This window comes from Streptomyces sp. 7N604, assembly GCF_052245475.1.
Lineage (GTDB): Bacteria > Actinomycetota > Actinomycetes > Streptomycetales > Streptomycetaceae > Streptomyces.
Genome location: NZ_JBQQBX010000020.1, coordinates 66,710 through 91,370, shown reverse-complemented (window position 1 = coordinate 91,370; position 24,661 = coordinate 66,710). Strand labels below are relative to the sequence as shown.

General features: G+C 70.1%; 26 protein-coding genes, 2 tRNA genes and 1 pseudogene. 14 read left to right on the top strand and 15 right to left on the bottom strand.

Going from position 1 to position 24,661, the window contains the following annotated elements:
- Positions 1-103 precede the first annotated feature (103 nt).
- Positions 104-934 carry an RNA polymerase sigma factor SigF gene (locus ACTWP8_RS22475; RefSeq protein WP_443316331.1) on the top strand — a complete coding sequence of 277 codons (831 nt, stop codon included), beginning with the start codon at positions 104-106 and terminating at the stop codon, positions 932-934.
- Positions 935-1,016: 82 nt separating this feature from the next.
- Positions 1,017-1,862: a hypothetical protein gene (locus ACTWP8_RS22470; protein WP_443323955.1), complete on the top strand. Its 846-nt coding sequence runs from the start codon at positions 1,017-1,019 to the stop codon at positions 1,860-1,862.
- Positions 1,863-1,950: 88 nt separating this feature from the next.
- On the opposite strand, the gene ACTWP8_RS22465 is transcribed toward ACTWP8_RS22470, so the two are convergent.
- Entirely contained in the window at positions 1,951-2,151 is a 201-nt protein-coding gene (locus tag ACTWP8_RS22465) for a hypothetical protein (protein ID WP_443323954.1), read from the bottom strand.
- A 149-nt stretch (positions 2,152-2,300) separates the two neighbouring features.
- Here ACTWP8_RS22465 and ACTWP8_RS22460 point away from each other — a divergent pair, with 149 nt between their 5' ends.
- Together ACTWP8_RS22460 and ACTWP8_RS22455 are read left to right on the top strand one after the other, a co-directional pair.
- A complete protein-coding gene (locus tag ACTWP8_RS22460) occupies positions 2,301-2,768 on the top strand; it encodes a MarR family winged helix-turn-helix transcriptional regulator (RefSeq protein WP_443316328.1) in 468 nt (155 codons plus the stop codon).
- Between the two features lie 94 nt (positions 2,769-2,862).
- Positions 2,863-4,860: an MFS transporter gene (locus ACTWP8_RS22455; RefSeq protein ID WP_443324020.1), complete on the top strand. Its 1,998-nt coding sequence runs from the start codon at positions 2,863-2,865 to the stop codon at positions 4,858-4,860.
- Between the two features lie 36 nt (positions 4,861-4,896).
- On the opposite strand, the gene ACTWP8_RS22450 is transcribed toward ACTWP8_RS22455, so the two are convergent.
- On the bottom strand, positions 4,897-5,037 hold the full coding sequence (locus tag ACTWP8_RS22450) for a hypothetical protein (RefSeq protein WP_443324026.1): 141 nt from the start codon (positions 5,035-5,037) through the stop codon (positions 4,897-4,899).
- Between ACTWP8_RS22450 and ACTWP8_RS22445 the strand changes: the two genes are divergently transcribed.
- A complete protein-coding gene (locus tag ACTWP8_RS22445; protein ID WP_443323953.1) occupies positions 5,036-5,506 on the top strand; it encodes a PPOX class F420-dependent oxidoreductase in 471 nt (156 codons plus the stop codon). The genes ACTWP8_RS22450 and ACTWP8_RS22445 overlap by 2 nt on opposite strands.
- A gap of 89 nt (positions 5,507-5,595) precedes the next feature.
- Here the strand turns inward: ACTWP8_RS22445 and ACTWP8_RS22440 are convergent, their stop codons facing one another.
- Positions 5,596-6,351, bottom strand: a complete 756-nt coding sequence (locus ACTWP8_RS22440; protein ID WP_443323952.1) for a TetR/AcrR family transcriptional regulator — start codon at positions 6,349-6,351, stop codon at positions 5,596-5,598.
- Positions 6,352-6,743: 392 nt separating this feature from the next.
- Here ACTWP8_RS22440 and ACTWP8_RS22435 point away from each other — a divergent pair, with 392 nt between their 5' ends.
- Positions 6,744-7,631 (top strand): endonuclease/exonuclease/phosphatase family protein, encoded by an 888-nt coding sequence (locus ACTWP8_RS22435; RefSeq protein ID WP_443324019.1) that lies wholly within the window; start codon positions 6,744-6,746, stop codon positions 7,629-7,631.
- Between the two features lie 70 nt (positions 7,632-7,701).
- On the opposite strand, the gene ACTWP8_RS22430 is transcribed toward ACTWP8_RS22435, so the two are convergent.
- From ACTWP8_RS22430 to ACTWP8_RS22415, 4 genes are all read right to left on the bottom strand, one after another.
- Positions 7,702-9,990 carry an ArnT family glycosyltransferase gene (locus ACTWP8_RS22430; RefSeq protein WP_443323951.1) on the bottom strand — a complete coding sequence of 763 codons (2,289 nt, stop codon included), beginning with the start codon at positions 9,988-9,990 and terminating at the stop codon, positions 7,702-7,704.
- Complete coding sequence (locus tag ACTWP8_RS22425; RefSeq protein ID WP_443323950.1) at positions 9,987-11,528, bottom strand: glycosyltransferase; 1,542 nt, start codon at positions 11,526-11,528, stop codon at positions 9,987-9,989. Before ACTWP8_RS22425 ends, ACTWP8_RS22430 begins: the two co-directional genes overlap by 4 nt.
- Positions 11,529-11,553: 25 nt before the next feature.
- The gene (locus ACTWP8_RS22420) at positions 11,554-13,134 is read right to left on the bottom strand and encodes a sensor histidine kinase (RefSeq protein WP_443324018.1); all 1,581 of its coding nucleotides are present in this window, start codon (positions 13,132-13,134) and stop codon (positions 11,554-11,556) included.
- Between the two features lie 123 nt (positions 13,135-13,257).
- Entirely contained in the window at positions 13,258-13,995 is a 738-nt protein-coding gene (locus ACTWP8_RS22415) for a response regulator transcription factor (RefSeq protein ID WP_443323949.1), read from the bottom strand.
- Positions 13,996-14,134: 139 nt separating this feature from the next.
- On the opposite strand from ACTWP8_RS22415, the gene ACTWP8_RS22410 reads away from it, so the two are divergent.
- Positions 14,135-15,019, top strand: coding sequence for an LLM class F420-dependent oxidoreductase (locus ACTWP8_RS22410; protein WP_443323948.1), 885 nt, complete (start codon positions 14,135-14,137; stop codon positions 15,017-15,019).
- A gap of 88 nt (positions 15,020-15,107) precedes the next feature.
- Here ACTWP8_RS22410 and ACTWP8_RS22405 read toward each other — a convergent pair whose 3' ends face one another.
- Complete coding sequence (locus ACTWP8_RS22405) at positions 15,108-15,467, bottom strand: antibiotic biosynthesis monooxygenase family protein (protein ID WP_443323947.1); 360 nt, start codon at positions 15,465-15,467, stop codon at positions 15,108-15,110.
- Between the two features lie 67 nt (positions 15,468-15,534).
- The gene (locus ACTWP8_RS22400) at positions 15,535-15,681 is read right to left on the bottom strand and encodes a hypothetical protein (protein ID WP_443323946.1); all 147 of its coding nucleotides are present in this window, start codon (positions 15,679-15,681) and stop codon (positions 15,535-15,537) included.
- Between the two features lie 177 nt (positions 15,682-15,858).
- Here ACTWP8_RS22400 and ACTWP8_RS22395 point away from each other — a divergent pair, with 177 nt between their 5' ends.
- Positions 15,859-16,464, top strand: a complete 606-nt coding sequence (locus ACTWP8_RS22395) for a dihydrofolate reductase family protein (RefSeq protein WP_192583682.1) — start codon at positions 15,859-15,861, stop codon at positions 16,462-16,464.
- 28 nt (positions 16,465-16,492) lie between these two features.
- Here the strand turns inward: ACTWP8_RS22395 and ACTWP8_RS22390 are convergent, their stop codons facing one another.
- From ACTWP8_RS22390 to ACTWP8_RS22375, 4 genes are all read right to left on the bottom strand, one after another.
- Positions 16,493-17,035 (bottom strand): plasmid pRiA4b ORF-3 family protein, encoded by a 543-nt coding sequence (locus ACTWP8_RS22390; RefSeq protein ID WP_443323945.1) that lies wholly within the window; start codon positions 17,033-17,035, stop codon positions 16,493-16,495.
- The gene (locus ACTWP8_RS22385) at positions 17,025-17,681 is read right to left on the bottom strand and encodes an IS630 family transposase (RefSeq protein ID WP_443324017.1); all 657 of its coding nucleotides are present in this window, start codon (positions 17,679-17,681) and stop codon (positions 17,025-17,027) included. Before ACTWP8_RS22385 ends, ACTWP8_RS22390 begins: the two co-directional genes overlap by 11 nt.
- Positions 17,678-18,055, bottom strand: a complete 378-nt coding sequence (locus ACTWP8_RS22380; protein ID WP_443323944.1) for a helix-turn-helix domain-containing protein — start codon at positions 18,053-18,055, stop codon at positions 17,678-17,680. Before ACTWP8_RS22380 ends, ACTWP8_RS22385 begins: the two co-directional genes overlap by 4 nt.
- 175 nt (positions 18,056-18,230) lie before the next feature.
- Complete coding sequence (locus ACTWP8_RS22375) at positions 18,231-18,734, bottom strand: alpha/beta fold hydrolase (RefSeq protein WP_443323943.1); 504 nt, start codon at positions 18,732-18,734, stop codon at positions 18,231-18,233.
- Positions 18,735-18,829: 95 nt separating this feature from the next.
- On the opposite strand from ACTWP8_RS22375, the pseudogene ACTWP8_RS22370 reads away from it, so the two are divergent.
- The 5 genes and pseudogenes from ACTWP8_RS22370 to ACTWP8_RS22350 form a co-directional block, all read left to right on the top strand.
- Positions 18,830-18,994, top strand: a pseudogene (locus tag ACTWP8_RS22370) (IS982 family transposase); the annotation flags it as partial.
- Between the two features lie 378 nt (positions 18,995-19,372).
- Positions 19,373-19,822 carry a hypothetical protein gene (locus ACTWP8_RS22365; protein WP_443323942.1) on the top strand — a complete coding sequence of 150 codons (450 nt, stop codon included), beginning with the start codon at positions 19,373-19,375 and terminating at the stop codon, positions 19,820-19,822.
- Positions 19,823-19,904: 82 nt separating this feature from the next.
- Positions 19,905-21,179, top strand: a complete 1,275-nt coding sequence (locus ACTWP8_RS22360) for a hypothetical protein (RefSeq protein ID WP_443323941.1) — start codon at positions 19,905-19,907, stop codon at positions 21,177-21,179.
- Positions 21,180-21,202: 23 nt separating this feature from the next.
- Entirely contained in the window at positions 21,203-21,760 is a 558-nt protein-coding gene (locus tag ACTWP8_RS22355; protein WP_443323940.1) for a hypothetical protein, read from the top strand.
- Positions 21,757-22,491: an ABC transporter ATP-binding protein gene (locus tag ACTWP8_RS22350; RefSeq protein ID WP_443323939.1), complete on the top strand. Its 735-nt coding sequence runs from the start codon at positions 21,757-21,759 to the stop codon at positions 22,489-22,491. Before ACTWP8_RS22355 ends, ACTWP8_RS22350 begins: the two co-directional genes overlap by 4 nt.
- 820 nt (positions 22,492-23,311) lie before the next feature.
- On the opposite strand, the gene ACTWP8_RS22345 is transcribed toward ACTWP8_RS22350, so the two are convergent.
- Together ACTWP8_RS22345 and ACTWP8_RS22340 are read right to left on the bottom strand one after the other, a co-directional pair.
- Positions 23,312-23,384, bottom strand: a tRNA-Arg gene (locus ACTWP8_RS22345).
- 185 nt (positions 23,385-23,569) lie between these two features.
- Positions 23,570-23,659 (bottom strand) — tRNA-Ser (locus tag ACTWP8_RS22340).
- Between the two features lie 291 nt (positions 23,660-23,950).
- Here ACTWP8_RS22340 and ACTWP8_RS22335 point away from each other — a divergent pair.
- The gene (locus ACTWP8_RS22335) at positions 23,951-24,475 is read left to right on the top strand and encodes an SSI family serine proteinase inhibitor (protein WP_443323938.1); all 525 of its coding nucleotides are present in this window, start codon (positions 23,951-23,953) and stop codon (positions 24,473-24,475) included.
- Positions 24,476-24,661 lie beyond the last annotated feature (186 nt).

Genomic DNA, 24,661 nt, shown 5'->3' with positions numbered 1-24,661 from the left:
GGAAGCGCGTTTGCCGCAGCGCCGCCTCCGGTATTCACGTTGGAGGCTGCGTCACTCGCCGATCGAGGGCGCTGCGACCCGTCCGCGACCTCAAGGGGGTGGCATGTCCGTAGACCTGGGCAGCTCGAAGGTGCTCACCAATGAGGCACCGACCGTGCCCGAAGACTGCGACGCCATCAACACCCGCACCCTCTCCCGCTCCCTGTTCCTGCGGCTCGCCACGCTCGAGGGGGACAGCCCGGAGCGCGCCTACGTCCGCGACACCCTGATCGAGCTCAACCTCCCCCTCGTGCGCTACGCGGCGGCCCGCTTCCGCAGCCGCAACGAGCCGATGGAGGACATCGTCCAGGTCGGCACGATCGGTCTGATCAAGGCGATCGACCGGTTCGACTGCGAACGGGGCGTGGAATTCCCGACGTTCGCGATGCCGACCGTCGTCGGCGAGATCAAGCGCTTCTTCCGGGACACGAGTTGGTCGGTGCGGGTGCCGCGCAGACTTCAGGAGCTCCGGCTGGCGCTGACGAAGGCCAGCGACGAGCTCGCGCAGCAGCTGGACCGCTCGCCCACCGTCCCCGAACTCGCCGCCTGCCTGGGCGTGTCGGAGGAGGACGTGGTCGACGGGCTCGCGGTCGGCAATGCGTACACGGCGAGCTCGCTGGATTCCCCTTCGCCCGAGGACGACGGCGGCGAGGGCTCGCTGGCCGACCGGCTCGGCTACGAGGACTCGGCTCTCGAGGGCGTGGAGTACCGCGAGTCGCTGAAGCCGCTGCTGGCCAAACTCCCGCCCAGGGAACGGCAGATCATCATGCTCCGGTTCTTCGCGAACATGACGCAGTCACAGATCGGCGAGGAGGTCGGCATCTCGCAGATGCACGTCTCCCGGCTGCTCACGCGTACGCTCGCGCAACTGCGGGAGGGCCTCATCGCGGACTGAGCCCGAGCCCATGCCCGCGGCCCGAGCCGCCGACCGGACCCAGCCGCTTCACAGCTGACATACCGTCAGCCACACTGGGCCGATGCGACGGACGACGCGAGGCATACGGCTTCCCGTACGGCAGCACGTACGACTTCCCGTACGGCATCTCGCACGGTTCGACGGCCGCCGGGGGGCGGTGATCGCCTCCTCGGCGGCCGTGCTCTGTCTGGGGGCGCTGCTCACCGGATGCGGCAGCGGCGGCGGAGACGACGGGTACGTGGCGGTCGGCGCGGTCGGGCCCAGCAGCGAGGGGCCTTCGGCGAAGGCCGTGCCGCCCGAGGGTGACGTGTCGCTGATTCCGCTCGACGGGTCACGGGGCGGCGGCGAACCGGGCGGGAGCGGAGGGCCGGCGCCGGCGGAGGGATCGGACGCGCCCGATGGCGCGGGCGCATCGGCCGCGGCCGGCGAGGGAGACGGGTCGCCTGTCGGGAGCGCGTCCGACGCGGATGGCACTGCCGAGCCCGGGGGCGGAAGCGGAACGTCCGCGGGCAGCGGCGGATCCGGCGGCGGGGGCGCTACGGACGAGGAGCCCGCGGATCCGGGCCCCGGCTCCCCCGACACGGAACCCAGGCCTCAGAGCCCTGCCGCGCTCTCCGTCAGCCCCATCGAGCGCACGCCCACGGACAAGCGCTGGTGCGAGAAGGTAACGCTGGAGCTGCGGAACACCGGGGACAAGCCTGTGAAGTCCGGCACGGTCACCTTCGCGACCCACATCATCGGCGCGCTCGGCATCGACTGGGCGACCATCGAGTCGGCCCAGAAGCTGCCCGTCCCGATCGAGGGCGGGGAGCACACGGAAGAGACCTGGACCGTGTGCGTGGACGAGTGGCGGGTCCCGCTGGGCATGCACATCGAGACCCAGGATGTCGACGTCGACTGGAAGTGACCGGCGCACACTCCGTACGCGGCGGGCAAGCGCTGCATGCGTCAGTGAGTGATCGGGGTCAGCTCGGCGCGAGCGGACGCTATCGGGGTCAGCTCAGTGCGAGCCACGCGACCGCGGCGATGATCGCGACCACGACGAGGACGCCGAAGGCCACGCCGAGGCGCGGACCGGTCGTCTGGGCCGGGCTGGCCTGCCGCCGTGGCTGGGCCTCGTCGACGAAGGCGCGGAACATCTGGGTGCTGCCGGCCGGGTCGTAATTGCCCTCGGGGGCGTGCGGGTTGTTCGTCATGGCCCAGGACCCTAGCGAACCGGCGGTTCCGCCCCAACCCTCAGGCCCATGCCTGACGCCCGCTCATTAATTTGCCTTCAGCAACCAACAGTACGTATGGTTGCTCTAAGCAACTTGATATCCGGGAGAAACAGGTCCAGGAGTGCCCCATGGCAGCGCAGAGTCAGTACGAGGAACTGGCCCGGCAGCTCAGCGCCTTCGGCGCCGTCAAGCGCGGTCTCGCCCGCAATCTTCCGCACGAGTGCCAGGCGGGTTCCGCCGCCGTACTGACGCTGCTGCACCGCCACGGCGAGATGCGGATGAGCAGGCTCGCCGAGCTGCTGGCCATCGACATGTCGGTGACCAGCAGGCATGTCGCGCACCTGGCGGAGCGCGGCTGGATCGACCGGCAGCCGGACCCACTCGACAAGCGGTCCCGGCTGCTCCGGCTCACCGCCGGCGGCGAGAAGGTCCTGCGGGACGTCTCCGACCGCTATGTGGCCGCACTCGCCGAGGCGCTCGGCGACTGGTCCGACGAGGACGTCGGACAGCTGAACTCCCTGCTGGCCCGGCTGCGGGACGGCTTCGGCGACTGCCGGCCGTCCCGTACGACCGCGTCAACGCCCGAACCCGCGTGACGACATGACGAGCGACGTGAACAGCGACCTGAACGGTGACGTGAGCAGCGACCTGAACCGCGGCGCACAGAGCGGCGCCAAGACAAGGAAGAGCATGGCAACGACCACACCAGCCGGTGTGCGAGGAGACACGGCACCCGCCGGCACGCACATCGGGCACCCCGCGCCCATGACCCATCGGCAGATCATGGAGGCGCTCTCCGGGCTGCTGCTCGGCATGTTCGTCGCGATCCTGTCGTCGACGATCGTGTCCAACGCGCTCCCGGAGATCATCTCCGATCTGGGCGGCGGGCAGAGCACGTACACCTGGGTGGTGACCGCCTCGCTGCTCGCCATGACCGCGACCACCCCGCTCTGGGGCAAGCTGGCCGACCTGACCAGCAAGAAGACGCTGGTTCAGCTGGCGCTGATCATCTACGTCCTGGCGTCCGCGGGCGCGGGCCTGGCGCAGAGCCCGGCGACGCTGATCACCTTCCGGGTCTTCCAGGGCATCGGCGTCGGCGGCCTGTCCGCGCTCGCCCAGATCGTGATGGCCGCGATGATCTCCCCGCGCGAGCGCGGCCGCTACAGCGGCTACCTCGGCGCGACCTTCGCCATCGCGACCGTCGGCGGCCCGCTGCTCGGCGGCGTCATCACCGACACCTCGTGGCTCGGCTGGCGCTGGTGCTTCTACGTCGGCGTGCCCTTCGCCGTCATCGCGCTGATCGTGCTGCAGAAGACGCTCAAGCTCCCCGTGGTGAAGCGTGAGGCCAAGGTCGACTGGACGGGCGCCTTCTTCGTGACGGCCGCGGTCTCTCTGCTGCTGGTCTGGGTCACACTGGCCGGGGACGCGTACGACTGGCTGTCCTGGCAGTCCTACGCGATGGTCGGCGGCTCGGTCGTACTCGGCCTGATCTTCGTCCTCGTCGAGGCGAAGGCGAGCGAGCCGATCATCCCGCTTCGGCTCTTCCGGAACAGGACGATCACGCTCGCCTCCCTCGCGAGCCTCTTCGTCGGTGTCGCGATGTTCGGCGCGACCGTCTTCCTGAGCCAGTACTTCCAGCTGGCGCGCGACGAGTCGCCGACGATGTCCGGGGTGATGACCATCCCGATGATCGCGGGGCTGTTCGTCTCCTCAACGGTCTCCGGGCAGGTCATCACCAGGACGGGTCGCTGGAAGGCGTGGCTGGTCTCGGGCGCGGTGCTGGTGGCCGCGGGCCTGGGCCTGCTGGGCACGATGCGGTACGACACCGCGTACTGGCACATCGCGATCTTCATGGCGCTCCTGGGCCTCGGCATCGGCATGATGATGCAGAACCTGGTCCTGGCCACCCAGAACCAGGTGGCTCCGCAGGACCTCGGCGCGGCCAGCTCGGTCGTCACCTTCTTCCGCTCGCTCGGCGGCGCGGTCGGCGTCTCGGCGCTCGGTGCCGTGCTCGCCCACCGGATCACGGACTACGTGCGGGACGGGATGGCCGGGCTGGGCAGCGCGAAGGGCGGCGCCGCGGGCGGTGGTTCCGACGGTTCCGCGGGCGGCGGCACCGGCAGCGCGATCCCCGACATGGACAAGCTGCCCGCCCCGATCCGCACGGTCGTCGAGAGCGCGTACGGGCACGGCATCGCGGACATCTACCTCTACGCGGCACCGATCGCGGTGGTCGCGCTGGTGACGGTGCTCCTCATCAGAGAAGTACCGCTGAAGACGAAGCTCGCCTCCGGCGGGGAGAGGGGCGCCCGCGCCGGCGCGGGCGCGGCTGCCCCGGGTACGGCAGATGTGACGGCTGGTGCGGACAGCGCGGCTGCTCGGCCGGAGCCCGTCGCCCATGGCGCAGCGGGAGTCGAGTTGAGGTCGGGCGCGGTGGTGCAGGGCACCGTACGAGCCGGTTCCGGACGCCGTCCGCTGGCGCACGCGCGCGTGACGCTGACCGACGCCGCCGGGAACATGGTGGCCACGTCCACGACCGGGGAGGACGGGGCGTACACCTTCGGCGACCTCGATGCGGGCGACTACACGGTCATCGCGAGCGGCTATCCGCCGGTCGCGACACCGGTGGTGGTGACCGGCGGCGGCCTGGACGGCTGCGACATCGAACTCACCCATCCCGGCGAGTGACCGAGGATGTGGGCTGCGTTCCGCGCGACCGTCGAACTACGCCACACCAGGTCGTTGCGGCACCGGAATCCGCCCGCCGGGCAGGCCGTCCTCGGCGTGCCAGGTCTCGAAGTCCGAGTGCCAGTAGAAGCCCGAGGCGCCGAACGGAGGTGTGATCCGGTCGTAGGCTGCGGTCATGGCTCCGAACATCGCGACCAACACGACGGTGGACCTCGAAGGGCTGCTGGAGTTCGTACGACCCAGGCACCGCGCCATCCTGCTGACGGCCCGCGCCGACGGCCGCCCCCAGGGCTCCCCGCTGACCTGCGGAGTCGACGACTCCGGGCGGCTGGTGGTGTCCACGTACCCCGAGCGAGCCAAGAGCCGCAACGCGCGGCGCGACCCGCGAGCGAGCCTGATCGTCCTGTCGGACGAGTGGAACGGACCGTGGGTGCAGATCGACGGGACTGCGGAGGTGATCGACCCACCGGAGTCGGTCGAGCCGCTGGTCGAGTACTACCGCAACATCGCGGGCGAGCACCGGGACTGGGACGAGTACCGGGCCGCGATGATCAGGCAGGGAAAGTCGCTGATCCGCATCACCCCGGAGCGCTGGGGCCCGATCGCCACGGGCGGCTTCCCGGCACGCCTGGCGCCCCAGGACTGACTGGGATGGACAGCGACGGAGAGCGACGGACAGTACAGAGCTGACGGTCTGCTCTGTACTGCCTCGCGCTGCTCCGCGCTCCCCCGTGCTCAGCGCTCGGCCACGCGGTCCCTCATGGCCTCGATGCCCGCGATCGCGCAGCCCAGTGCGAAGTCCCAGTCGCGCCTGCGCATCTCCTCGACCGACGCGCCGCCCCGCGCCTCCATCAGATCCCTGGCCCCCTCGAACTCCTGCCGGTCCTCGACGGTGTCCATCACCTTCCGGAAGAAGTCGTCCTGGCTGATGCCCGCCTCACGGCAGCGGGCGGCGAACCGGCCCTCGATAGTGCTGAAGCCGTAGGCGAACTGGAAGACGAGGGACGCCGCGCCTGGCAGCTGCTCGGGGGAGAGCCCGCTGCTGCGCAGCACACGCTGCGCCGCGTCCGCGAAGGCCATGGCACTCGGCCCGACATTCAGGTACTCGCCCACGAGCCGGGCCACCCAGGGGTGGGTGACCAGCAACTTCCGGTATTCCGAGGCCAGTTGGCAGAGCTGGCCCCGCCAGTCGCCCTCGCTCTCCTCCGGCAGCGCGAGCTCGCCCGTGACGGCGTCGAGGGCGAGCTCGAGCAGATCGTCCTTGGTGTCGACGTACCAGTAGACCGACATGGCCGTGACGCCGAGCTCGGCGGCCAGCCGACGCATCGAGAACTTCGCGAGCCCTTCGGAGTCGAGCAGCCGTACGGTCGCCGCGACGATCTTGTCGCGGTCCAGTCCCTCGGGCTGCTCGCTCCTGCGTCTGGGCGCCGGGCGGCCCTCCAGCCACACACTGGTCCTCGCGCGGCCCGCTCCGCGGTCGGCACCTGCCATGGCGCACCCTCCTCCAGCTCGTACAGACAAGCGGACCAGAATATTCCGGTCCGTCCGCCCGCATCGATGCTATGTCGGCTTCCCAGGTGAGTCTGCCCGCTCAGCCGTGCACAGCAGCACGGCGGCGGGCGCGGCGGGCACGAGCTGCCCCTCCAGTGAGGGAAACGAGCGCGGCGAACCGGGAGTTCAGCGCAGCCCCCGCCCCCGTGCCCACACCGCCCCGCCCCCGCACTCGCGCCCGCCCTCTTCCGGCGGGTTCGCGCTCATGACCGGTGGCCATCGGGAAGGCATGGCGAGCGCGACCTTTTACGCCGTACAGCGAGATTTTGGTCAGGGCCTTCGATACGGTCGTCGACACCGAAGCGATCAAGGAGGCCGGGATGCCAGCCGGGATGCCAGTGCGCCGTCGTATCGCTCAACTGCTGCTTACCGCAGGGGTGTTGAGTGCGATGACCGCGCCGCCCGCGGCGCACGCCGCCGATGTGCGCGAGCCGCCCGTCGACGGCCGGTATGCACCGCTACGCGTGGCCACGTACAACATTCACGCGGGTGCCGGATACGACCAGGTCTTCGACATACAGCGCACGGCGCAGGCGATCCGCGCACTCGACGCCGATGTCATCGGCCTGCAGGAGGTCGACGTCCACTGGGGTGAGCGCAGCGAGTGGCGCGACCTCGCGCGCGAGCTGGCCCGGTCGCTGGGCATGCGGATCTACTTCGCGCCCATCTACAGCCTGGACCCGCCGGCGCCGGGCGCGCCCCGGCGCGAGTACGGCGTGGCGGTGCTGTCCCGCTTCCCCATCCTGAGCACCACGAACCACGAGATCACCCGGCTGTCGACGCAGGACCCGAACCCGGTTCCCGCGCCCGCCCCTGGCTTCGGCGAGGCCGTCGTACGGGCGCACGGGGTGAACGTGCACGTCTACGCGACGCACTTGGACTACCGCACCGATCCGGCGGTACGGCGGGCACAGGTCGCCGACACGCGGAGGATCATGGCCGAGGACTGCGACCGGCGCGGCCGCTGCCCGCGGCAGGTGCTGGTCGGCGACTTCAACGCGGAGCCGGGGGCGGCGGAGCTGGCGCCGCTGTGGGAGCGGCTGACGGACGCGGTGCCGCGGGACGGCGGGCTGACCTACCCGGCCAAGGACCCGCTGAAGCGGATCGACTACGTGACGGTGTCGAATGGGATCCGGGTACGCGACGCGGCGGTGGCCGAGACCCTCGCCTCGGACCACCGCCCTCTCGTGGCCGACCTGCTGGTGCGGCGCGGGAGTTGATCCGCGTCATGCCGCTGGTCATGCGAGCTGGTCAGAGGAGCCGGCCGGCAGAGCTGCTCGGTGGAGCTGATCAGTCGGTCGGTTCGGTCAGGTCGTAGAGGGTCGTGCCGTCCACGGTGACCTTGGTGAAGTTGTCCTCCACCCAGGTGGTGATGGAGCGGGAGCCGGAGTCTCCGGCCCGGGGGCCGCCTGTCATGCCGCCGCTCGCGATGAAGTAGTGGATCTTCCCCTGCTTCACGTACTCCTTGAACTGCGCGAGGGTCGGGGACGGGTCGCTGCCGTTGAAGCCGCCGATGGGCATCACCGGATTCTCGGTGGCCAGTTGGTAGCTCGCGGCGTGCTGCGAGCCGATGGCGGCGGCGATCCAGGTGTAGTCACCGGCGTCCTGCTGGAGCTTCGTGGCGACCTCGTCGCTCACGTCCTGGCCGCCCAGCAGCCCGCCCGTCCCGCCGCCTCGCGCGCCGCCTTCGGTGCCGGGGAATCCGCCGCCCTGCGGGAAGTTCTGCCCTCGCTGGCCCGGCCGGCCTCGCTGACCCTGGGGGCCTTGCTGACCCTGTTTGCCCTGCTGGCCCTGTTGGCCCTGAGGCATCTGGGGGCTTCCCTGGCCCATGGCGGGCGGACCACCCTGCGGTCCTCCGGGGACGCCGCTGCCCCGCTGGTTGCCCTGGTTTCCTTGATTGCCCTGGTTTCCCTGGCCCTGCTGGTTGTTCTGGCCCTGCCGGCCCGGCGGCTGCATGCCGACTCCCAGGCGACGGCCCGGTCCCCCAGGTCCCCCCATCCCGCCCGCGACCCGCGGCCCCGCCATCACGATCGAGCCGGAGTGCGCGCTGTCGACGGTGCTCAGCGTGTACGCGAGCGGCGCCGCCAGCGAGGTCGCGAGCCCCAACCCCGCGGCTCCCAACGCCAGTCGGCGGTTCATACGGCCCGCGAGCGCGAGTCCGGCCGCCGCCGCGAGGCCCGCGACGAGCACCGCCCAGCGCAGCCACGGCAGCCAGTCCGCGCTCCGCCCCAGCAGGACGTACGACCAGACCGCCGTGACCGCGACCGCCCCGCCCAGCGCCGCCGAGGCGGCGGGGTTCGCGCGCCGCTCCCACAGCGCCGCGGCTCCCATGCCGACGAGCGCCGCGATGTACGGGGCGAGGGCGACGGTGTAGTACTCGTGGAAGATCCCGGCCATGAAGCTGAAGACCGCGACCGTGATCAGCAGCGCGCCGCCCCAGGCGAGGAAGGCCGCGTGCTGTTCGTCCGTACGACGGTTACGCCAGGTCAGGACGATGCCCGCGACGAGCAGGACCAGCACGGCGGGCAGCAGCCAGGAGATCTGGCCGCCGACCGACTCGTTGAACATGCGCCAGATGCCGGTCTCGCCCCAGCGGCCGCCGCCTCCGCCGCCTCCGGCACCGCCGGGACCGCCGGGACCGAGGCGTCCGCCCACGCTGCCGGTCTCCTCTCCGTTGATCCGGCCGAGGCCGTTGTAGCCGAAGGTCAGCTCCAGGAAACTGTTGTTCTGCGAGCCGCCGATGTAGGGGCGGGAGGACGCGGGCCACAGCTCGACGATCGCGACCCACCAGCCGCTGGTGACGACCATCGCGAGCCCGGCGAGGGCGAGTTGGCCGATCCGTTTCCGTACGGGCACGGGCGCGCACACCGCGTACAGCAGCGCGAGCGGCGGCAGGATCACGAACGCCTGCAGCGTCTTGACGAGAAAGGCGAAGCCCACCGCGACTCCGGCCCACACCAGCCATTTCGTCCGCCCGGCCTCCAGTGCGCGCAGCACGCAGTAGACGGTGACCGTCATGAGGAGGACGAGGAGAGCGTCCGGGTTGTTGAAGCGGAACATCAGCGCGGCGACGGGCGTGAGCGCGAGAACCCCGCCCGCGATCAGCCCGGCGGCCGGGCCGAAGCGGCGCTTCACGGCCGCGTACAGGACGCCGACGGTCGCGACGCCCATCAGCGCCTCGGGGACGAGGATCGCCCACGAGTTGAGCCCGAAGATCCGGACGGACAGGGCCATGGGCCAGAGGGCGGCCGGCGGCTTGTCCACGGTGATGGAGTTCGCGGCGTCGGACGACCCGAAGAAGAAGGCCTTCCAGCTCTCGCTGCCTGCCTGGACCGCTGCCGAGTAGAAGGAGTTGGCGTAGCCGGACGAACTCAGATTCCACAGGTAGAGCACCGCTGTCGCCAGCAGGAGAACGAGGAGCGCGGGGCGCGCCCAGCGGGGGTCCGCGGGGCGAGCGCGGCGGCCGGGCCGGGCGGTGCCCTGCCCGCCCGCGCCAGCCCCCGCCGCGGGCGGGGCGTACGCCGGTGAGGGCGGCGAACCGCCGTTCATCGGATACTGATGGCTGCGGGGCGTAGTCATCGGGCGCTCCTGAAGTCGTCGTAGCCGTTGCCGCCGTGGCCGTTGAGATCTGCCGGCTCCGCAGCGGCCATCGGGTCCCCAGGGCCCGCCGGGTCCACCGGGCCCGGCCGGGCCGCCGGGTCCGCCGCACGGAGGCGCCCGGTCGTGCACGGGTCGGCGCCGGGCGCACCGAACACGGGAGCAGCGGGGCCCGCATGGCCCTCGTGCGCGGGCGCGTCCTGCTGAGCGCCCGGCCACGGGCCGGCCGCGCCCGCCGCCCCCGCCCGCCCGGCGAGGTCATCCCGCTGGGACGGGAAGACCCAGGCCCGCAGGAGCAGGAAGCGCAGCACCGTCGCGGCCAGGTTCGCGGCGACGAGCACCGAGAGTTCCGCGCCGTGCGACGGGCTGCCGCCGCCCACGAGGTGGAGGGCCGCGAGCGAACCGCTGGTCAGGGCCAGGCCGATGGCGAAGACCAGCAGGCCCTGGGCCTGGTGCCGTACGACCCGCTCCCGCCCCCGTACGCCGAAGGTGAACCGCCGGTTGGCGGCCGTGTTGCCGATGGCGGACAGCAGCAGCGCCAGCGCGTTGGCGGCCTGCGGCCCGGTACCGAGCCGCAGCAGCGAGTACAGCGCGAGATAGACGAGGGTGCTCAGCGCGCCGACCGCGCAGAAGCCGAGCAGCTGACGCGCGAGGCCCTGCGGCACATCGAGCAGCTCGCGGTCGCGCGGGTCGTCGCCGAAGGGGCGGCGCAGGCGCGCGAGCGGCAGCGTGCCCGTACCCAGCGCGCGCCCCACCCGCCAGACGCCTTTCAGGTCGTCGACGGCCGTGCGGACGATGTCCACCCGGCTGTCCGGGTCGTCCACCCAGTCGACCGGCACCTCGTGGATCCGCAGCCCGGCCCGCTCCGCCAGCACCAGCATCTCGGTGTCGAAGAACCACCCCGGGTCCTCGATCATCGGCAGGAGCCGCTGCGCCACGTCCTGCCGGATGGCCTTGAACCCGCACTGCGCGTCGCTGAAGCGGGCCGCCAGGCTGCGCCGGAGGATGAGGTTGTAGCCACGCGAGATGAACTCCCGCTTGGGGCCGCGGACGACGCGGGAGCTGCGGGCGAGGCGTGAGCCGATCGCCAGGTCGGAGTGGCCGGATATCAGCGGGGCGACGAGCGGCAGCAGCGCGTTGAGGTCCGTGGACAGGTCGACGTCCATGTAGGCGAGCACGGGCGCGGGCGACATCGACCAGACGGTGCGCAGCGCCCGCCCGCGGCCCTTCTCCTCCAGCCGTACGGCCGTGACCTCGTCGATCCAGTTGTCGAGCCACGCCGCCACCTCGGGCGTACGGTCGGTGCTCGCGTTGTCGGCGATGGTGATCCGGAAGGCGTACGGGAAGGTGCGGGTGAGGTGGCTGTGGAGGCGGCGGACGCAGGGCTCGAGGTCCGCCTCCTCGTTGTGGACGGGGATGACGACATCGAGCACGGGCTCTCCGCGGCGGCCTTCCCAGCGCTGAACCGCCGACAGGTGTGCGCGTGCGGGCAGAGTGCCCGGCGGGGTATCGGTTCGCATGCCCCGACACTCGGCGGCCGCGCTGTCACGCCTGTGTGATCCGCCTGTGCGCTGCCTGTGAGTACGGATGAGGGTGCGGCGGCGGAAGCGGGTGCGGCCGGTCCTCCTGCGGGTGCGCTTGCGGAACGGGCACCGGAGCCGGACCCGGCACCGGCGCATGGCCCGCGTCGGCCGGAGGCAGGTGGACGGCGAAGACCGTACGGCCGGGCGCGCTCGTCACCTCCACGCGCCCCCCGTGCGCGCTCACCACCGCCTGCACAATGGCCAGGCCCAGCCCCGTACTTCCGGCCGCACGCGCGCGTGAGGCGTCCCCGCGCGCGAAGCGCTCGAAGACGTGCGGCAGCAGCGCGGGCGGGATGCCGGGCCCGTCGTCGGCGATCTCCAGCAGCACCTCGCCGGTGCCTGGTCCGCCGACGGAGCGACCGCCGACCCGCAGCACGCGCGCGGTGACGGTCGTCCCGGCGGGCGTGTGCGTACGGGCGTTGGCCAGCAAATTGACCAGCACCTGGTGCAGCCGCTCCGGGTCACCGCGTACGAGTGCGGCCTCGTCGGGCAGCTCCAGCCGCCAGCGGTGTGCCGGACCGGCCGCGTGGGCGTCGCTCACCGCGTCCGCCACCAGCGGGGACAGATCCGTCTCGGCGAGGCTGAGCGGCCGACCCGCGTCGAGCCGGGCGAGCAGCAGCAGATCCTCGACGAGGGTGGTCATCCGGCCTGCCTCGGACTCGATACGGCCGAGCGCGTACCGAGTGTCCGGGCCCGTCTCTTCGTGGGCCCGGCGCGTGAGTTCGGCGTAACCGCGTATCGAGGCCAGCGGGGTCCGCAGCTCGTGGCTGGCGTCCGCGACGAACTGCCGGACCTGCGTCTCGCTCGCCTGGCGGGCCGCGAGCGCAGAACCGACGTGTCCGAGCAGCCTGTTGAGCGCAGCGCCCACCTGCCCCACTTCCGTGTGCGGATCGGTGTCCCGCTCGGGCACGCGCTCGTGGAGCGCCACCTCGCCGCGGTCCAGGCGGAGTTCGGAGACACGGGTCGCGGTCGCGGCAACCCGGCGCAGCGGGCGCAGGGCGATGCGGATCATCGCCGTACCGGCCAGGCAGGCGGCAGCGAGTCCGGCAGCCGCCACGCACAGCTCGGCCACGACCAGCGTGTCGACCGTGTCCTGCACGCCCCGCAGCGGAAGGCCGACGACACGGCTGCCGCCGTCCATGTCGTGATCGGGGACGGCCTGCAGCCGGTAGCTGCCGATGCCCGGGATGTCGACGGTCTGCGGACCCCCGTCCGTGGTGGACGACTCGATGGCATCGGCCTGCTGAGAGGTCAGCGCCTCCGACTCACCCCGGTCGGTGCTCCGTTCCGCCGACCTGACCTCGCCGCCGATCAACTCGGCACCGATGGTGCCCGGGGGCTGCCCGGGGCCCAGGATGAAGCCCAGCCGGTCGTCGTCCACGGCCCGCGGGGGCGGGCGGAGGGCACGCTCGGCGACCCCGCGCAGCTGGCTGTCCAGCTGTCCTACGAGGTAGGAGCGCAGCGTGATCGTGGTGACGCTGCCGATGATCGCGCAGACCACGGCGATCAGGGCGACGGACGACACGACGAGCCGGGTGCGCAGCGACCAGCGGCGCCGCTCGGTGAAGCGGCGCCGCTTCCGGCGGACGGGGGCGTGCGCGGGCGGGGCGTGGGGCGGCTCGCGGTCGCCGGGGGCGTACGCGGGCCGCGGCGGAATGTGCACGGCTCAATTCCCCGGCTTGATCAGATATCCGGCCCCCCGCCGGGTATGGATCATCGGCGTCCGCCCGGCGTCGATCTTCCGCCGCAGATACGAGATGTAGAGCTCGACGACGTTGGCCTGCCCGCCGAAGTCGTAGCTCCAGACCCGGTCGAGGATCTGCGCCTTGCTGAGCACCCGCCGCGGGTTGCGCATGAGGTAGCGCAGCAGCTCGAACTCGGTCGCCGTGAGGTGGATCGGCTCCCCCGCCCGCTCCACCTCGTGGCTGTCCTCGTCGAGCACCAGGTCGCCCACGACCAACTGCGACTCCGCCCGGGCGGCCTGCGCACCGGCGCGCCGCAGCAGCCCGCGCAGCCGCGCGACGACCTCCTCCAGGCTGAACGGCTTGGTCACGTAGTCGTCGCCGCCCGCCGTGAGCCCGGCGATCCGGTCCTCCACCGCGTCCCTGGCGGTGAGGAACAGCACCGGTACGTCGGGGATCTCCCGGCGCAGCCGCCCGAGCACGGCGAGCCCGTCCAGGTCGGGCAGCATGATGTCGAGCACGACCGCGTCCGGGCGGAAGTCCCGGGCGGTGCGCAGGGCTTCGGCCCCGTCCCGGGCGCTGCGCACCTTCCACCCCTCGTAGCGCAGGGCCATGGAGAGCAGGTCGGCGAGTGCGGTCTCGTCGTCCACGACGAGTATGCGGACAGGGCTGCCGTCCGGCCGTAGCAGTGCGGAGCGCTCGTTGGGCGAGGTCGTGGTCATGCTCCCGACCTTCGGGCCGCAGGCTGAGAGCTTCCTTTCCCCAGCCTGTGAATTGCCTGAGAAAATCCGCGGTGGGCCGCCTCCTCGGATGGTGTCTGCGGGCCGGAATAACCGGACCGGGTCTCCGGTTGCGCGGATCATGACCACTGAGCGCACCCTTGGACGATTCGGGCGGACCGGCATCTGGAGCAGCGCCCTGAAGACGGAAGATCCGGAACGCCAAGGCGAAATCGCGGATGCCGCGGCCGAGTTGGACGACCTGGGCTACGGGACGATCTGGATCGGCGGCAGCCCTGGCGTCGCGCACGCGGCGCCGCTCCTCGAGGCGACCTCCCGTATCACCGTGGCCACGGGCATTCTCAGCATCTGGCAGCACACGGCGGCGGATGTCGCCGCGCAGCGCGCCGGGCTGGAGCGCGCCCACCCCGGCCGCTTCGCCCTGGGCCTGGGCGTGAGCCACGGCCACCTGTCCGAGCGGTACGGGCGCCCGTACTCGGCGATGAAGGAGTACCTGTCCGCGCTGGACGCCGCCCCGGAACCGGTACCGGCCGAAGGGCGGGTGCTGGCCGCGCTCGGTCCGAAAATGCTGGAGCTGTCCCGGGTCCGTGCCGCGGGCGCGCACCCGTACCTCGTGACCGTCGAGCACACCGCAAAGGCCCGTGAAGTCCTCGGCGACCACGCGCTGCTCGCCCCGGAGCTCAAGGTCGTCCTCGACCCGGACCCGGACAGCGCCCGCCGCACCGCCCGCGACTACCTCGGCTTCTACCTCCCGATGCCCAACTACACCAACAACCTGGTGCGGCTGGGCTTCACCGAGGGCGACTTCCGCGACGGCGGCAGCGACCGGCTGATCGACGCGGTGTTCGCGACCGGTGACGCCGACGCGATCGCCGAGCGGGCCGGCGCCTATCTGGCCGCGGGCGCCGACCACCTCGCGATCCAGGTGGTGACCGGCGACCCCACCCGGGACCTGCCGCGCGACGCGTGGCGCCGCCTGGCCGCGGCTCTGCCTCTGTCCGACTGAGCCGTTGAGCGATTGAGCCGTTGAGTGATTGAGCGGTTGAGCGGTTGGAAGCCGCTGCTCCCCGCGGCGGCAGCAGCGACGCTGCGCCTCAGCCCTCCTCGCCGACCGCCGCAGGACGCTCGAACGCGTAATTCCGCTCGACTTTGGCCACGTGCACAGCGAAGCTCTCGTACCACTCCGCGCGCCCGCGCTTGCGGGCCGCGGCGTGCTCGATCTGCTGCCGCCAGCCCCGTATGGACTCCTCGTCCCTGAAATAGCCGACGGTGATGCCGATACCGCCCGGCTCGTGGGCGGTGTCCATCCCCAGGAAGCCCGGCTGGTCCCTGACGAGCTCCGCCATGCGGGCGGCGGTCTCGCCGTAGCCGTTGTCGCCCGCCGTCCGCACCGAGGTGAACACGACGGCGTAGTAAGGGGGTTCGGGAAGGGGGGTGATCTGCGGTTCTGACACGTCTGCGCTCCTGCCGGGCCGGGGGCGACTGCTGCACCGCCAGCATCGCACCGGCCACTGACAGGCGTCAGAAAAGCCCGTCCTGGACGCCCTGGCCCCCATCGTCCGGCGTCCGCCGTGCGGCGAGATCCCGTACGGCCGCCGTGCTCCGCTGCCCCGGGTCCGCGGCTCGCAGCCGCCATCCCGCCATGAGCCGCCCGTCGAGCACCAGCACCCCGTCCTCCGTTCCGAGATGAAGGTCGGGCCCCGCCCCGAAGCGGGATCAATTCCGCACCTTCGCTGTCCAGTCCGCCGACGGGCAAGTGCCAGCTCCCTAGTGCTGCGCCGCGGAAGTTCCGCCGATGAGTTTCCGGCGGTTGTGCCGTCTACCCGTCGACGAAGGGAGCGCACCATGCGCAAGATCATCGTTTGCACGTTCCTGACGCTGGACGGCGTCATGCAGGCGCCGGGCGGTCCGGACGAGGACGCTGAGAGCGGCTTCGAGCACGGCGGCTGGCAGAAACCGGTGGCCGACGACGAGGTCGGCACGGCCATCGCCGGTTGGTACGAGCACTCCGACGCGATGCTGCTCGGCCGCAAGACGTACGAGATCTTCGCGTCGTACTGGCCGACCGCCGATCCCGACAACCCGTTCACCAATCGGATGAACAGCATGCACAAGTACGTGGCGTCTCGGACCCTGACGTCCGTCGAGTGGCAGAACTCCACGCTGCTGGAGGGCGACATCGTCGATGCCGTACGCAAGCTGAAGGCGTCCGACGGCGGCAACATCAACGTCGTCGGCAGCGGCGACCTCGCCCAGACCCTCATGCAGCACGGCCTCGTCGACGAGTACCGGCTGACCATCCATCCGGTGATCATCGGTACTGGCAAGCGGCTGTTCGCCGACGGAGCGATCCCCACTGCGCTGGAGCCGGTCAGCGTCTCGACGACGAAGGGCGGCACCATCGTCGGCGTCTACCGGCCGAACGGTAAGCCCAGCTACGACAGCTACTAGTGTTGCGCCGCGGGAGTTTCGCTGATGGCTATCGGGCGGTGAGGTGTTTGTTGATGTCCTCGACGTCAAACTGGCTGGGGTCGAAGGCACCGCCGACCCATTCCAGGAGTTCGTCGTGCTCCTCGTGCCCGGGGTCGGCGATGGCCTCGAGGAAGTTCGCGTAGCCCCACGGGCCGCCGCAGTCCTCCGGCGGGCAGGCCCGGCGGCCGGTGAGGCAGCGGGGGAAGGCCGTTCCCGGTTCCCTGGGCAGGGCCTTCTCCACCTCGATGCGGTGCACCCAGTCGTCGCCGAAGTCGTAGGTGTAGCTGATGGTGTCCCCGGCGGCGGGCGCGACCGCGTAGAGCGGGACCTTGCGTTCGTCGCGGTGCCCGAGCTCGCTGTCGCGGCGCCCGTAGTCGCCGGCCGGGGTCTGGAAGAGATGCATGTGGTAGTTCTCCCAGCCCATCGCGGTCTGGATCACCAGGTGCAGGTGGTCGAGAGTGAGGTCGGCCGGGACCTGCAGCCGTCGCCAGATCGGCGGGCGGATGTCGGCCAGGGTGACCTTGATCTGCAGGACGGAGTCAGCGGGCATGGCACGGTTCCTTCACAGCGGCGGCGCTCTCGCCCTCAGTCTGGCGGGGCCGGCCCGCGTAGTTCCAACGGAACGGGCGAGCCGTCTCGTTGTGGACGACGGTGAAGTCGATGACCTTCTCCAGCAGGTCGTCGCGGGAGGAGAAGTCACCGTGGCGCAGGACGGCGCGGGCCAGGAGGGAGAAGAAGATCTCCACCTGGTTGAGCCAGGAGGCGTGCTTGGGGGTGTAGTGCGCCACGATCCGCGGATGCTTCGCCAGCCAGGCCCGAGTGGTCTTGGAGGTGTGCGAGGAGCCGTTGTCCAGGACCAGATGGATCGTCAGACCGGTGGGGATGGACCTCTCCAGCCGGGCCAGGAACCTGATGAAGTGCGCGGAGTCATTGCGCGGCAGTTCTTCCACGACGACCTGCCCGGTGTGGACATCCAGCGCCGCGGTGACCGAGACGGTGCCGTGACGGATGTACTCGAACTCCCGCAGGCGCGCCCGCCCGGGACCGGGCGGTTGGTCGGGGTACTTGCGGGAACGGGCGGCCATCGCGGTCTTCTCATCCACCGACACCACCACCGAACGCGGTGGACAGCTGCGGTAAACGTCGCACACCTCGGCCGCCTTGGTGAAGAACTGCGGGTCGGCGGGCCGGGTCAGCCAGCCACGGACCCGGTGCGGCTTGACCTGGAGCGCTGCGAGAACCCGCCGACCTGGGAGACAGAGATGCCCGTGTCCGCGAGGTGATCGGCGATCAGCCGGTGCGACCAGCCGTCGTAGGGGTGGGGCGCGGTGCTGGTGGCCGTCGCCACGATCCGCAGCCGAACCTCGGGCCCGTAGACGGGCGGTCTACCCGAACGGGGCCGGTCTTCCAGCCCGGCCAGCCCCTGATCGGCGTACCGGTCCCGCCACCGCACCACCGTGGAGACATCCACCCGGACGATCTCCGCTATCCGCCAGGCCGGGCACCCCCCAGCAGCCAGCAGGACTATGTGTGCACGGCGGGGCCACGCGCTGCGGGGTGGTATGCGCACGTACCCGTTCCTCCAGCACACGCCGGTCACCAGGATCAAGCACCATTCCCGGTCAACGAGTTGATGCCCATCGGCGGAACTTCCGCGGCGCAGCACTAGATGAGTGAGTCCGATGTCTCCTTCTGGCCTCCGGTGGTGCTGAGTCCGGGAATGATGTGGAGCCTCCCACCCCGGTTCAGGGCTTGCCGAGGAAGTCCAGGAGCATGCTGTTGATTGCGGCGGCCCGGGTGAACGGGACGCCGTGGTGCGACAGGCCGGGGAGTACCGCGGTCTCGACGTGTGGCAGGTGCAGCCGCGCCGCCGCCTCGACGCGCCGAATGTCGTGCGCCTTGCTGTCCCCGGCAAGCAGGACCAGCGTCGGGATCGTCGAGCCCCGCAGCTGCCGGAACGTCGGGCGGTTGCCCACGACGACCTTCGTGCGCGGGAATTCGGCGGCGAGCCCGTATAGGTCCAGCCAGGAGGGGTCGACTTCTGCGCCGCGGGTTTCCCAAGCGAGGAACGCGCGGGCCCGTCGGCTGGTGGGCCGGATGAGCAGGGGAAGGGCGCGTAGCAGGTACCCGGCCTTGTATCCGGCGAAGCACTGGGTGGGATCGAGGAGAGCGAGCTTGCGGACCCGTTGCGGCGTGCGCAGCGCTGTGGCCTCGGGAACGGGCGGGGCGGGAACAGGACGCAGCGACATCGCCAAGTCCTCCTTTGCCTCCCCGCAAGATGGAGCCGAACCCCACCAGACTGGCCCACCGCTCAAGATCAGAAAAGCGATTCACCGAATCGGCCAACAGAGTCCTCAAAGGCCAGCTTGACCTGGAACACGGCGGTCGGACCTTCGAGGGCGTCGCCATCCGGGTCGCCCAGCGCATCCTTGCGATGGCTGCGGCGATCTGGCACAACCGCAAGACCGGAGCCCCGGTCACGCGATCCCTGATCGCGTACGACCACTGATCACATCGGACACACTCGTCTAGTCGTGCGCGATCCACCGCCGCGCGCAACTACGACTGGCCAACCGGCACGCGCCGGACACGAGAACGACCGTAGCGACCCCCTGTCGCCACGAGCGAGTAGGCATAGTGCCCAGCGAGGGGGGCCGAGGGGACAGCCAGGGTGTCGGCTGTGGCCGTCTACGGGGATCCGACCCACCCCTATATCGGTCATCTACTAAATGACCGACATTCAGATACTTTCCTCCTGAACTGCGTTGTTCTGCCATGTCTTTGAGTAAGCCTTTCCTTGTTATGGAAGCAGTTGACTTCGTCTAACCAGCTGTTTACCTTTGTGCCGCCCCCCCGCGTGATCATGTGTTCGATACGAAGGGACACCATGCACGTGTCCTCCCGGGCGAAGAAGGCCGGCGCGGTCCTGGCCGCCGCCAGCGCCCGGACATTCCTCAACGCCCCGTTCGCCTCGGCGAACTGGACCAGCTCCATCAGCAGCTGGACCGACGGCCAAGAGTCCCGCCACTCGGACGAGCAGGGCACTTACAGCCAGGTGCTGTTCCGGGACTGCTTCGCCCAGTACGCCTCGTCCAGCAACCAGAGAGTCGACCTGCTGATGTGGCAGGACATCTCCTTCTCCCCGGACAGGCAGCTCGACCGCAAGGTCTTCACCAACTGCTTCAACCGCGACAACTACTGGAGCAACGGCGAGTGGACCGACGTTCCCTCGGGTGACGTGACCCTCTACTTCGAGGCCGACAAGATCGGGTCGGGGGGCTCCTGCTGCCTGCTGTTCGTCTCCGAGGTGTACCAGGACACTTCCCTGGCCGACTAAGGAACACCATCCGAAACGGTCGTCGGCGCACAGGACCCCGCGTCCTGTGCGCCGTCTTTCATGCCTCACAGGACACGACGCCATGCGCCTGAAAACTCTGCTCCGCACCTCCAGCGCGCTACCCGCCCTGCCCCTGGCCATCGGGCTGGTCGCCCTCTACTACGTCTCCAGCACCTCCCGTCAGATCGCCTTCTTCCCCTACCCCTACGCCCCGCTCCTCGTGGAACGCCCCATCGAGCCGATGTACCCGGTCACCTACGCGGTTGTCTCCGCAGCCGCCGCCTGGCAAGGCGCGCGTCTGAAGGACTCGGGGGTGTGGAACGCGGCCCCCTACCGGCGCATCTGGCAGGTCATCGCCGCCGTTCTCGCGCCGATCATCGCGCTCGGCTGGCTGATGTTCCTTGTCCCTGTGACCATGGCCTTCATCCAGGCCCCCACCTGGCCCACCCCCGCGAGTCTCCCGCCGCTTCTGCTCGGCATGACCCTCGTCGTCGCCCACGCCCTGATCGGCTTCACCATCGGCCAGAAGATCAAGCCCCTGATCGCCGCCCCCGTCCTGCTGTGCCTGGTGTTCATCGTCGTGGCGTTCTCCCACGCCGTCGAACCGCTGTGGCTGCGCCACGTGATGGGCGAATACACGCCCATGCTCGGGTTCCCCGAATCAGCGACCGCCCTTTCCATGCTCGCCGACCTCTTGCCCACCGCAGCCGCAGGCGGCGCAGCCGCCCTGTTCTGGGTACGCGGTCACGCCCTCATCCGAGCCGCTCTCGCTGTCGCCCTGGTTGCGGTCTCCACCTTCGCCTCGTACAGCATCGTCAGAACCTGGGGCGCCAACCCACCCCTGAACATCACAGTCGCCAAGGTCTGCCAGGGACAGGCACCGAGGATCTGCATGCCCGAGCAGGCATCCGGAACCATCACGGCTGTCCGCGACGAGATGGTGAGGACCTATTCGATGCTGGAGACCTTCGGGGTCATCGACCACCCCCCGGCCGTCATCAACGACCAGCTCCTCTACGGTCGTTTCACCCAGGACCCCACCCCCAGCACCCGCTTCCTGCCGCTGGCCGTCGCCTACCGCGACCGGCACCTGGTCGCCGATGTCGTCGAGGACTCGGTCCGACTTCCCTGCGAGATCCCCCACCTAGAGGAACAGCGGACCATCAGCTTCTGGCTGTCAAAGAAGCTCGGCGGCAACCCGACCTTCGAGAAAGTCGTCAAGTCGGATCCCTACTACACCCGTCGGCAGCACAAGAAGGTCATGGCCGAGGTGGACGGGGCCTCCGCCCTCCCGGCCGCACAGCAGAAGTCCTGGTACCGGGCGACATCCAAGAGGGCATGTGAGGGCCGCCCGTGATCTGGTGGTTGAAAACGCGACGCGTGCACCCTTACCTCACCTGCGGGATGCTTGCCTTCGCCGCGATCACGCTCCTCGTGCAGGACTCTACGGTGCTTCTGCCCGCGATCACTCTCTCCGTCGGCAACCCCACCGTGTTGGCGTTCTTCACTCCCGTCATCGTGGTGGGCACCCTCGCCGAGGTACTCGACAACCGGCTCATCTCGGCCGAGGAGTCCGGCACCCGTCCCGTGCGGTGGATGGACACTGCCCTCATCGCCGCCGCCATGGGCGCCGCGACGGCAGTGTCCGTGATGGGCGGCTGGGCCACCGGTTCCGAAGCCGTCCTGGCGGCCGGGCGCAACACCTGCTTTCTGGTCGGAATGATGCTGTGCGCCCGGTTCTTCGTGCGCCGCTCGGGCATCATCCTGCCCTTGGCCTGGATCTTCGCCGTCGTGTTCTTCGGGCGGAGGACCGGCACCACCTACTACGAGTGGGCGCTGACCGCCCAGCCCCACGGCAGCGTTCTCGCCGCCGCATCCGCTGCAGCGGCGCTCGCCCTCGGCCTCCTCCTCACCTACCACTCCAGGAACCCGTTGTGAGCATCGTCTTCACCAACTGCACCTACCGCTATGGGCGCAATTACCGGCCCGTGCTGGAGGACTTCTCCTACCGCGTACCGGACGGCGTCACGATCTTCCTCGGCCCGAACGGCGCTGGGAAGTCCACCACGCTCAAGCTCGCCGCCTCGGTGATCAAGCCCCATTCGGGGCGCATCGGCGTGGACGGCATCAGCTCACGCAGCCGCGAGTTCCGCAAGCACGTCGCGTGGATGCCGCAGCACATCACCGCGATGGCCGGGCTGACCTCGCGTGAGCAAGTCGCGTACACCGGCTGGCTAAAGGGCATGAATCGCTCCCATGCGTGGAGTCAGGCCCGCGAGGTGCTGGCGGTCGTCAACCTGCTGGAGAAGGCCGACGCCAAGGCCACCAGTCTCTCCGGCGGACAGCTGCGGCGCCTTGGTGTGGCCTCCGCTCTAGTCCACGAGTGCGATGTGCTGCTGCTGGACGAGCCCACGGCTGGAATGGACCCTACGCAGCGGCGGGCCTTCCGCGACGTGCTCACCGCCGTTGCGGAAGCGGACGGGGTGAAGATCCTCATGTCCACGCACGATGTGGCTGACCTCGCCGAGGATGCCGACAATGTGACGGTGCTGACCGGGGGGGTGATCCGCTTCCACGGGACCACGGACGAGTTCCTGGCACAGGCCCCGCGGGACACCCCGCAAGCGCGACGTGCGGAAGGCGCCTACACCGCGCTCACCCAGCCCTGAACTCGTTTTTGCGCCCTGCACCGAGTGTTGATCAACTGCACGTGATCCGTAAGCGCGTGGCCCAGCGACAGGCCGGGCTCCGATCCGCCGGCGGAACCCCCTTCGCTGGGCCCCGGGCCCACCTCACGCGGTCGGTGGAGTCTCGATGGGTGGGTCAAGAACTCGTCTTCTTGCCCTGGGTCTTGCCAGGGACCTTGGCGACCTCGGTATCCGCTGATCCCAGCGCTAGCGGCCTGCTCCGGACTGGTCGTCATTGGTCGTCGTTAGCCGCTGCCGATCGGCCTCGGTCGGCCCAGAGACGGCCCGGTGAGTCTGAATCACGAGCACCGCTATGGAGTCCGGGGACCGCTCGCCGGCGGTCAGGTGGTACGGCGTGATCTGCCACAGAACGTCATGGTCGGAGATGGCTGAACTGGGCAGCTTGTGAGCGTCAACTCCCACACGTCGGTGCGGAGTTGTCCCGGTCATCATCGACGGTGACTGTTCCGGACACACGGTTCGGCCAGAGCCCAGCTCGTACATCCCGCTGGTGCTCTCCTGCTCCGTTTGCGTGAATGACGTAACGACGGCCCACTCGAAGCAGGGGCAAGCAGAGGAACCGCTGATGAGCATGCCCCCATGGCGCTCTCGAAGACCACGGCGACATCCGTCGCGCGCTCCCTGATGACGTGCGCGTAAACACGTAGCGTGACGGACGGATCCTGATGACCGAGACTTACGGCGACGACGGGTGGGGACGGCGAAGCCCGATTTAGCAGGAGGGTTAGCAAGCAAGATCAAAAAGGCCCTGCCGACCACTCGGCAGGGCCTCTGAGCTGTGCGCGCTCGGCAGGATTCGAACCTGCAACCTTCTGATCCGTAGTCAGATGCTCTATCCGTTAAGCTACGAGCGCTTGGCTTTCCGGCGATCATTCCGGGCCGGTCCGCGTTGCGGGAACAACATTACATGACCCGCAGCCACTGACGAAATCCGTTAACAATCCTCCGCCTGACCTGCGAAAACAGCCTTCACCGCGGCCAAGAACGGCTGAAGCCCCGGCCGTCGGGAGCCGGGGCTTCGGTGATCAAGGAGATCGAGCGGAGGCTCCGGGATTTGAACCCGGGATGGGGGGTTACCCCAAACCGCATTAGCAGTGCGGCGCCATAGACCAGACTAGGCGAAGCCTCCATACACACCCGCGCGAACGCGAGGTGGTGTGTGCAGATGATGGCACAGCCCTACGGGCTGTCTCCAATCGCACCCTACGGTACTAGGCGCGCGTGCAGCAGAGCAAAGCCCTTCCTGGTCGCGCCGGGTCGGGGACGCCGCGGGACCGGGCCTCCCCCTCCCTCTCCCAACCCCGGCCGGGTCACCCCCCGGGACCCCGGTGGCTTGCGCAACGCCTCGCCGGGCGGAGCGTTAGTAATGACGGGCTCGCGTCAGCGGCCCCAGCCGCCCCAGCCGCTCTCGCTCCGAGCCGTGAGCAGTGAGCCGTACCCCCAGGAGTCCCCGATGCTGCTCCGCCGCCTCACCGTCACCGCGCTGTCCACCGCCGCCATGGCCGCCGCCCCGGCCGCCGGAGCCGCCGCGGTACCGATGCCGCACCCCGTACCCCTCCCGGAGCAGGTGACCAGACGGTTGCTCCCGCCGCCCCTGACCCTGGCCCCGGCAGGCGAGGACCGGCTCACCGTCACCATCAGCAACAGCGGCAACCGCGCGGTCGACGGGAGGTACACCCTCGACTGCCACCCCACGGGCGGTACGCACCGCGAAGCCAGGGCCGCCTGCGACCGGCTCGACGAGATGTCCCGGTGGGGCGAGGACCCCTTCGCGCCCGTCGAGCCGCGCGCCAACTGCACGATGATGTACGGCGGTCCGACCACGGCACGTATCACCGGCACGTGGGCGGGCCGCCCGGTCGACGCGCGCTTCGACCGCAGGAACGGCTGCGAGATCGCCCGTTGGAACAAGCTCAGGCCGGTCCTGCCGGAGGCCGGCGCCTGAGCCCGGCGCGGCCCCCGGCGGACCCGGGAAGTGAACCCTGGAAGGGGCCCTTTCCTGGCCCTTCGCCATCTCTCGTGGCTTATGTCGGATGTGCGGTGAGTGGCACAAAGTCGTCGCCCGTCCTCCCCTCATCCGCCGTTGCCGCCGCAACGGCTGCCCGTAGACTCCCTCCAGTGACATGTCCCG

Coding starts and splice junctions, on each gene's coding strand:
- ACTWP8_RS22360 (WP_443323941.1), top strand. CDS start 19,905: ATGCGCCTGAAAACTCTGCTCCGCACCTCCAGCGCGCTACCCGCCCTG.
- ACTWP8_RS22445 (WP_443323953.1), top strand. CDS start 5,036: ATGGCTCCGAACATCGCGACCAACACGACGGTGGACCTCGAAGGGCTG.
- ACTWP8_RS22450 (WP_443324026.1), bottom strand. CDS start 5,037: ATGACCGCAGCCTACGACCGGATCACACCTCCGTTCGGCGCCTCGGGC.
- ACTWP8_RS22425 (WP_443323950.1), bottom strand. CDS start 11,528: ATGCGAACCGATACCCCGCCGGGCACTCTGCCCGCACGCGCACACCTG.
- ACTWP8_RS22470 (WP_443323955.1), top strand. CDS start 1,017: ATGCGACGGACGACGCGAGGCATACGGCTTCCCGTACGGCAGCACGTA.
- ACTWP8_RS22430 (WP_443323951.1), bottom strand. CDS start 9,990: ATGACTACGCCCCGCAGCCATCAGTATCCGATGAACGGCGGTTCGCCG.
- ACTWP8_RS22440 (WP_443323952.1), bottom strand. CDS start 6,351: ATGGCAGGTGCCGACCGCGGAGCGGGCCGCGCGAGGACCAGTGTGTGG.
- ACTWP8_RS22410 (WP_443323948.1), top strand. CDS start 14,135: ATGACCACTGAGCGCACCCTTGGACGATTCGGGCGGACCGGCATCTGG.
- ACTWP8_RS22390 (WP_443323945.1), bottom strand. CDS start 17,035: ATGCCCGCTGACTCCGTCCTGCAGATCAAGGTCACCCTGGCCGACATC.
- ACTWP8_RS22475 (WP_443316331.1), top strand. CDS start 104: ATGTCCGTAGACCTGGGCAGCTCGAAGGTGCTCACCAATGAGGCACCG.
- ACTWP8_RS22415 (WP_443323949.1), bottom strand. CDS start 13,995: ATGACCACGACCTCGCCCAACGAGCGCTCCGCACTGCTACGGCCGGAC.
- ACTWP8_RS22460 (WP_443316328.1), top strand. CDS start 2,301: ATGGCAGCGCAGAGTCAGTACGAGGAACTGGCCCGGCAGCTCAGCGCC.
- ACTWP8_RS22365 (WP_443323942.1), top strand. CDS start 19,373: ATGCACGTGTCCTCCCGGGCGAAGAAGGCCGGCGCGGTCCTGGCCGCC.
- ACTWP8_RS22455 (WP_443324020.1), top strand. CDS start 2,863: ATGGCAACGACCACACCAGCCGGTGTGCGAGGAGACACGGCACCCGCC.
- ACTWP8_RS22465 (WP_443323954.1), bottom strand. CDS start 2,151: ATGACGAACAACCCGCACGCCCCCGAGGGCAATTACGACCCGGCCGGC.
- ACTWP8_RS22375 (WP_443323943.1), bottom strand. CDS start 18,734: ATGTCGCTGCGTCCTGTTCCCGCCCCGCCCGTTCCCGAGGCCACAGCG.
- ACTWP8_RS22395 (WP_192583682.1), top strand. CDS start 15,859: ATGCGCAAGATCATCGTTTGCACGTTCCTGACGCTGGACGGCGTCATG.
- ACTWP8_RS22435 (WP_443324019.1), top strand. CDS start 6,744: ATGCCAGTGCGCCGTCGTATCGCTCAACTGCTGCTTACCGCAGGGGTG.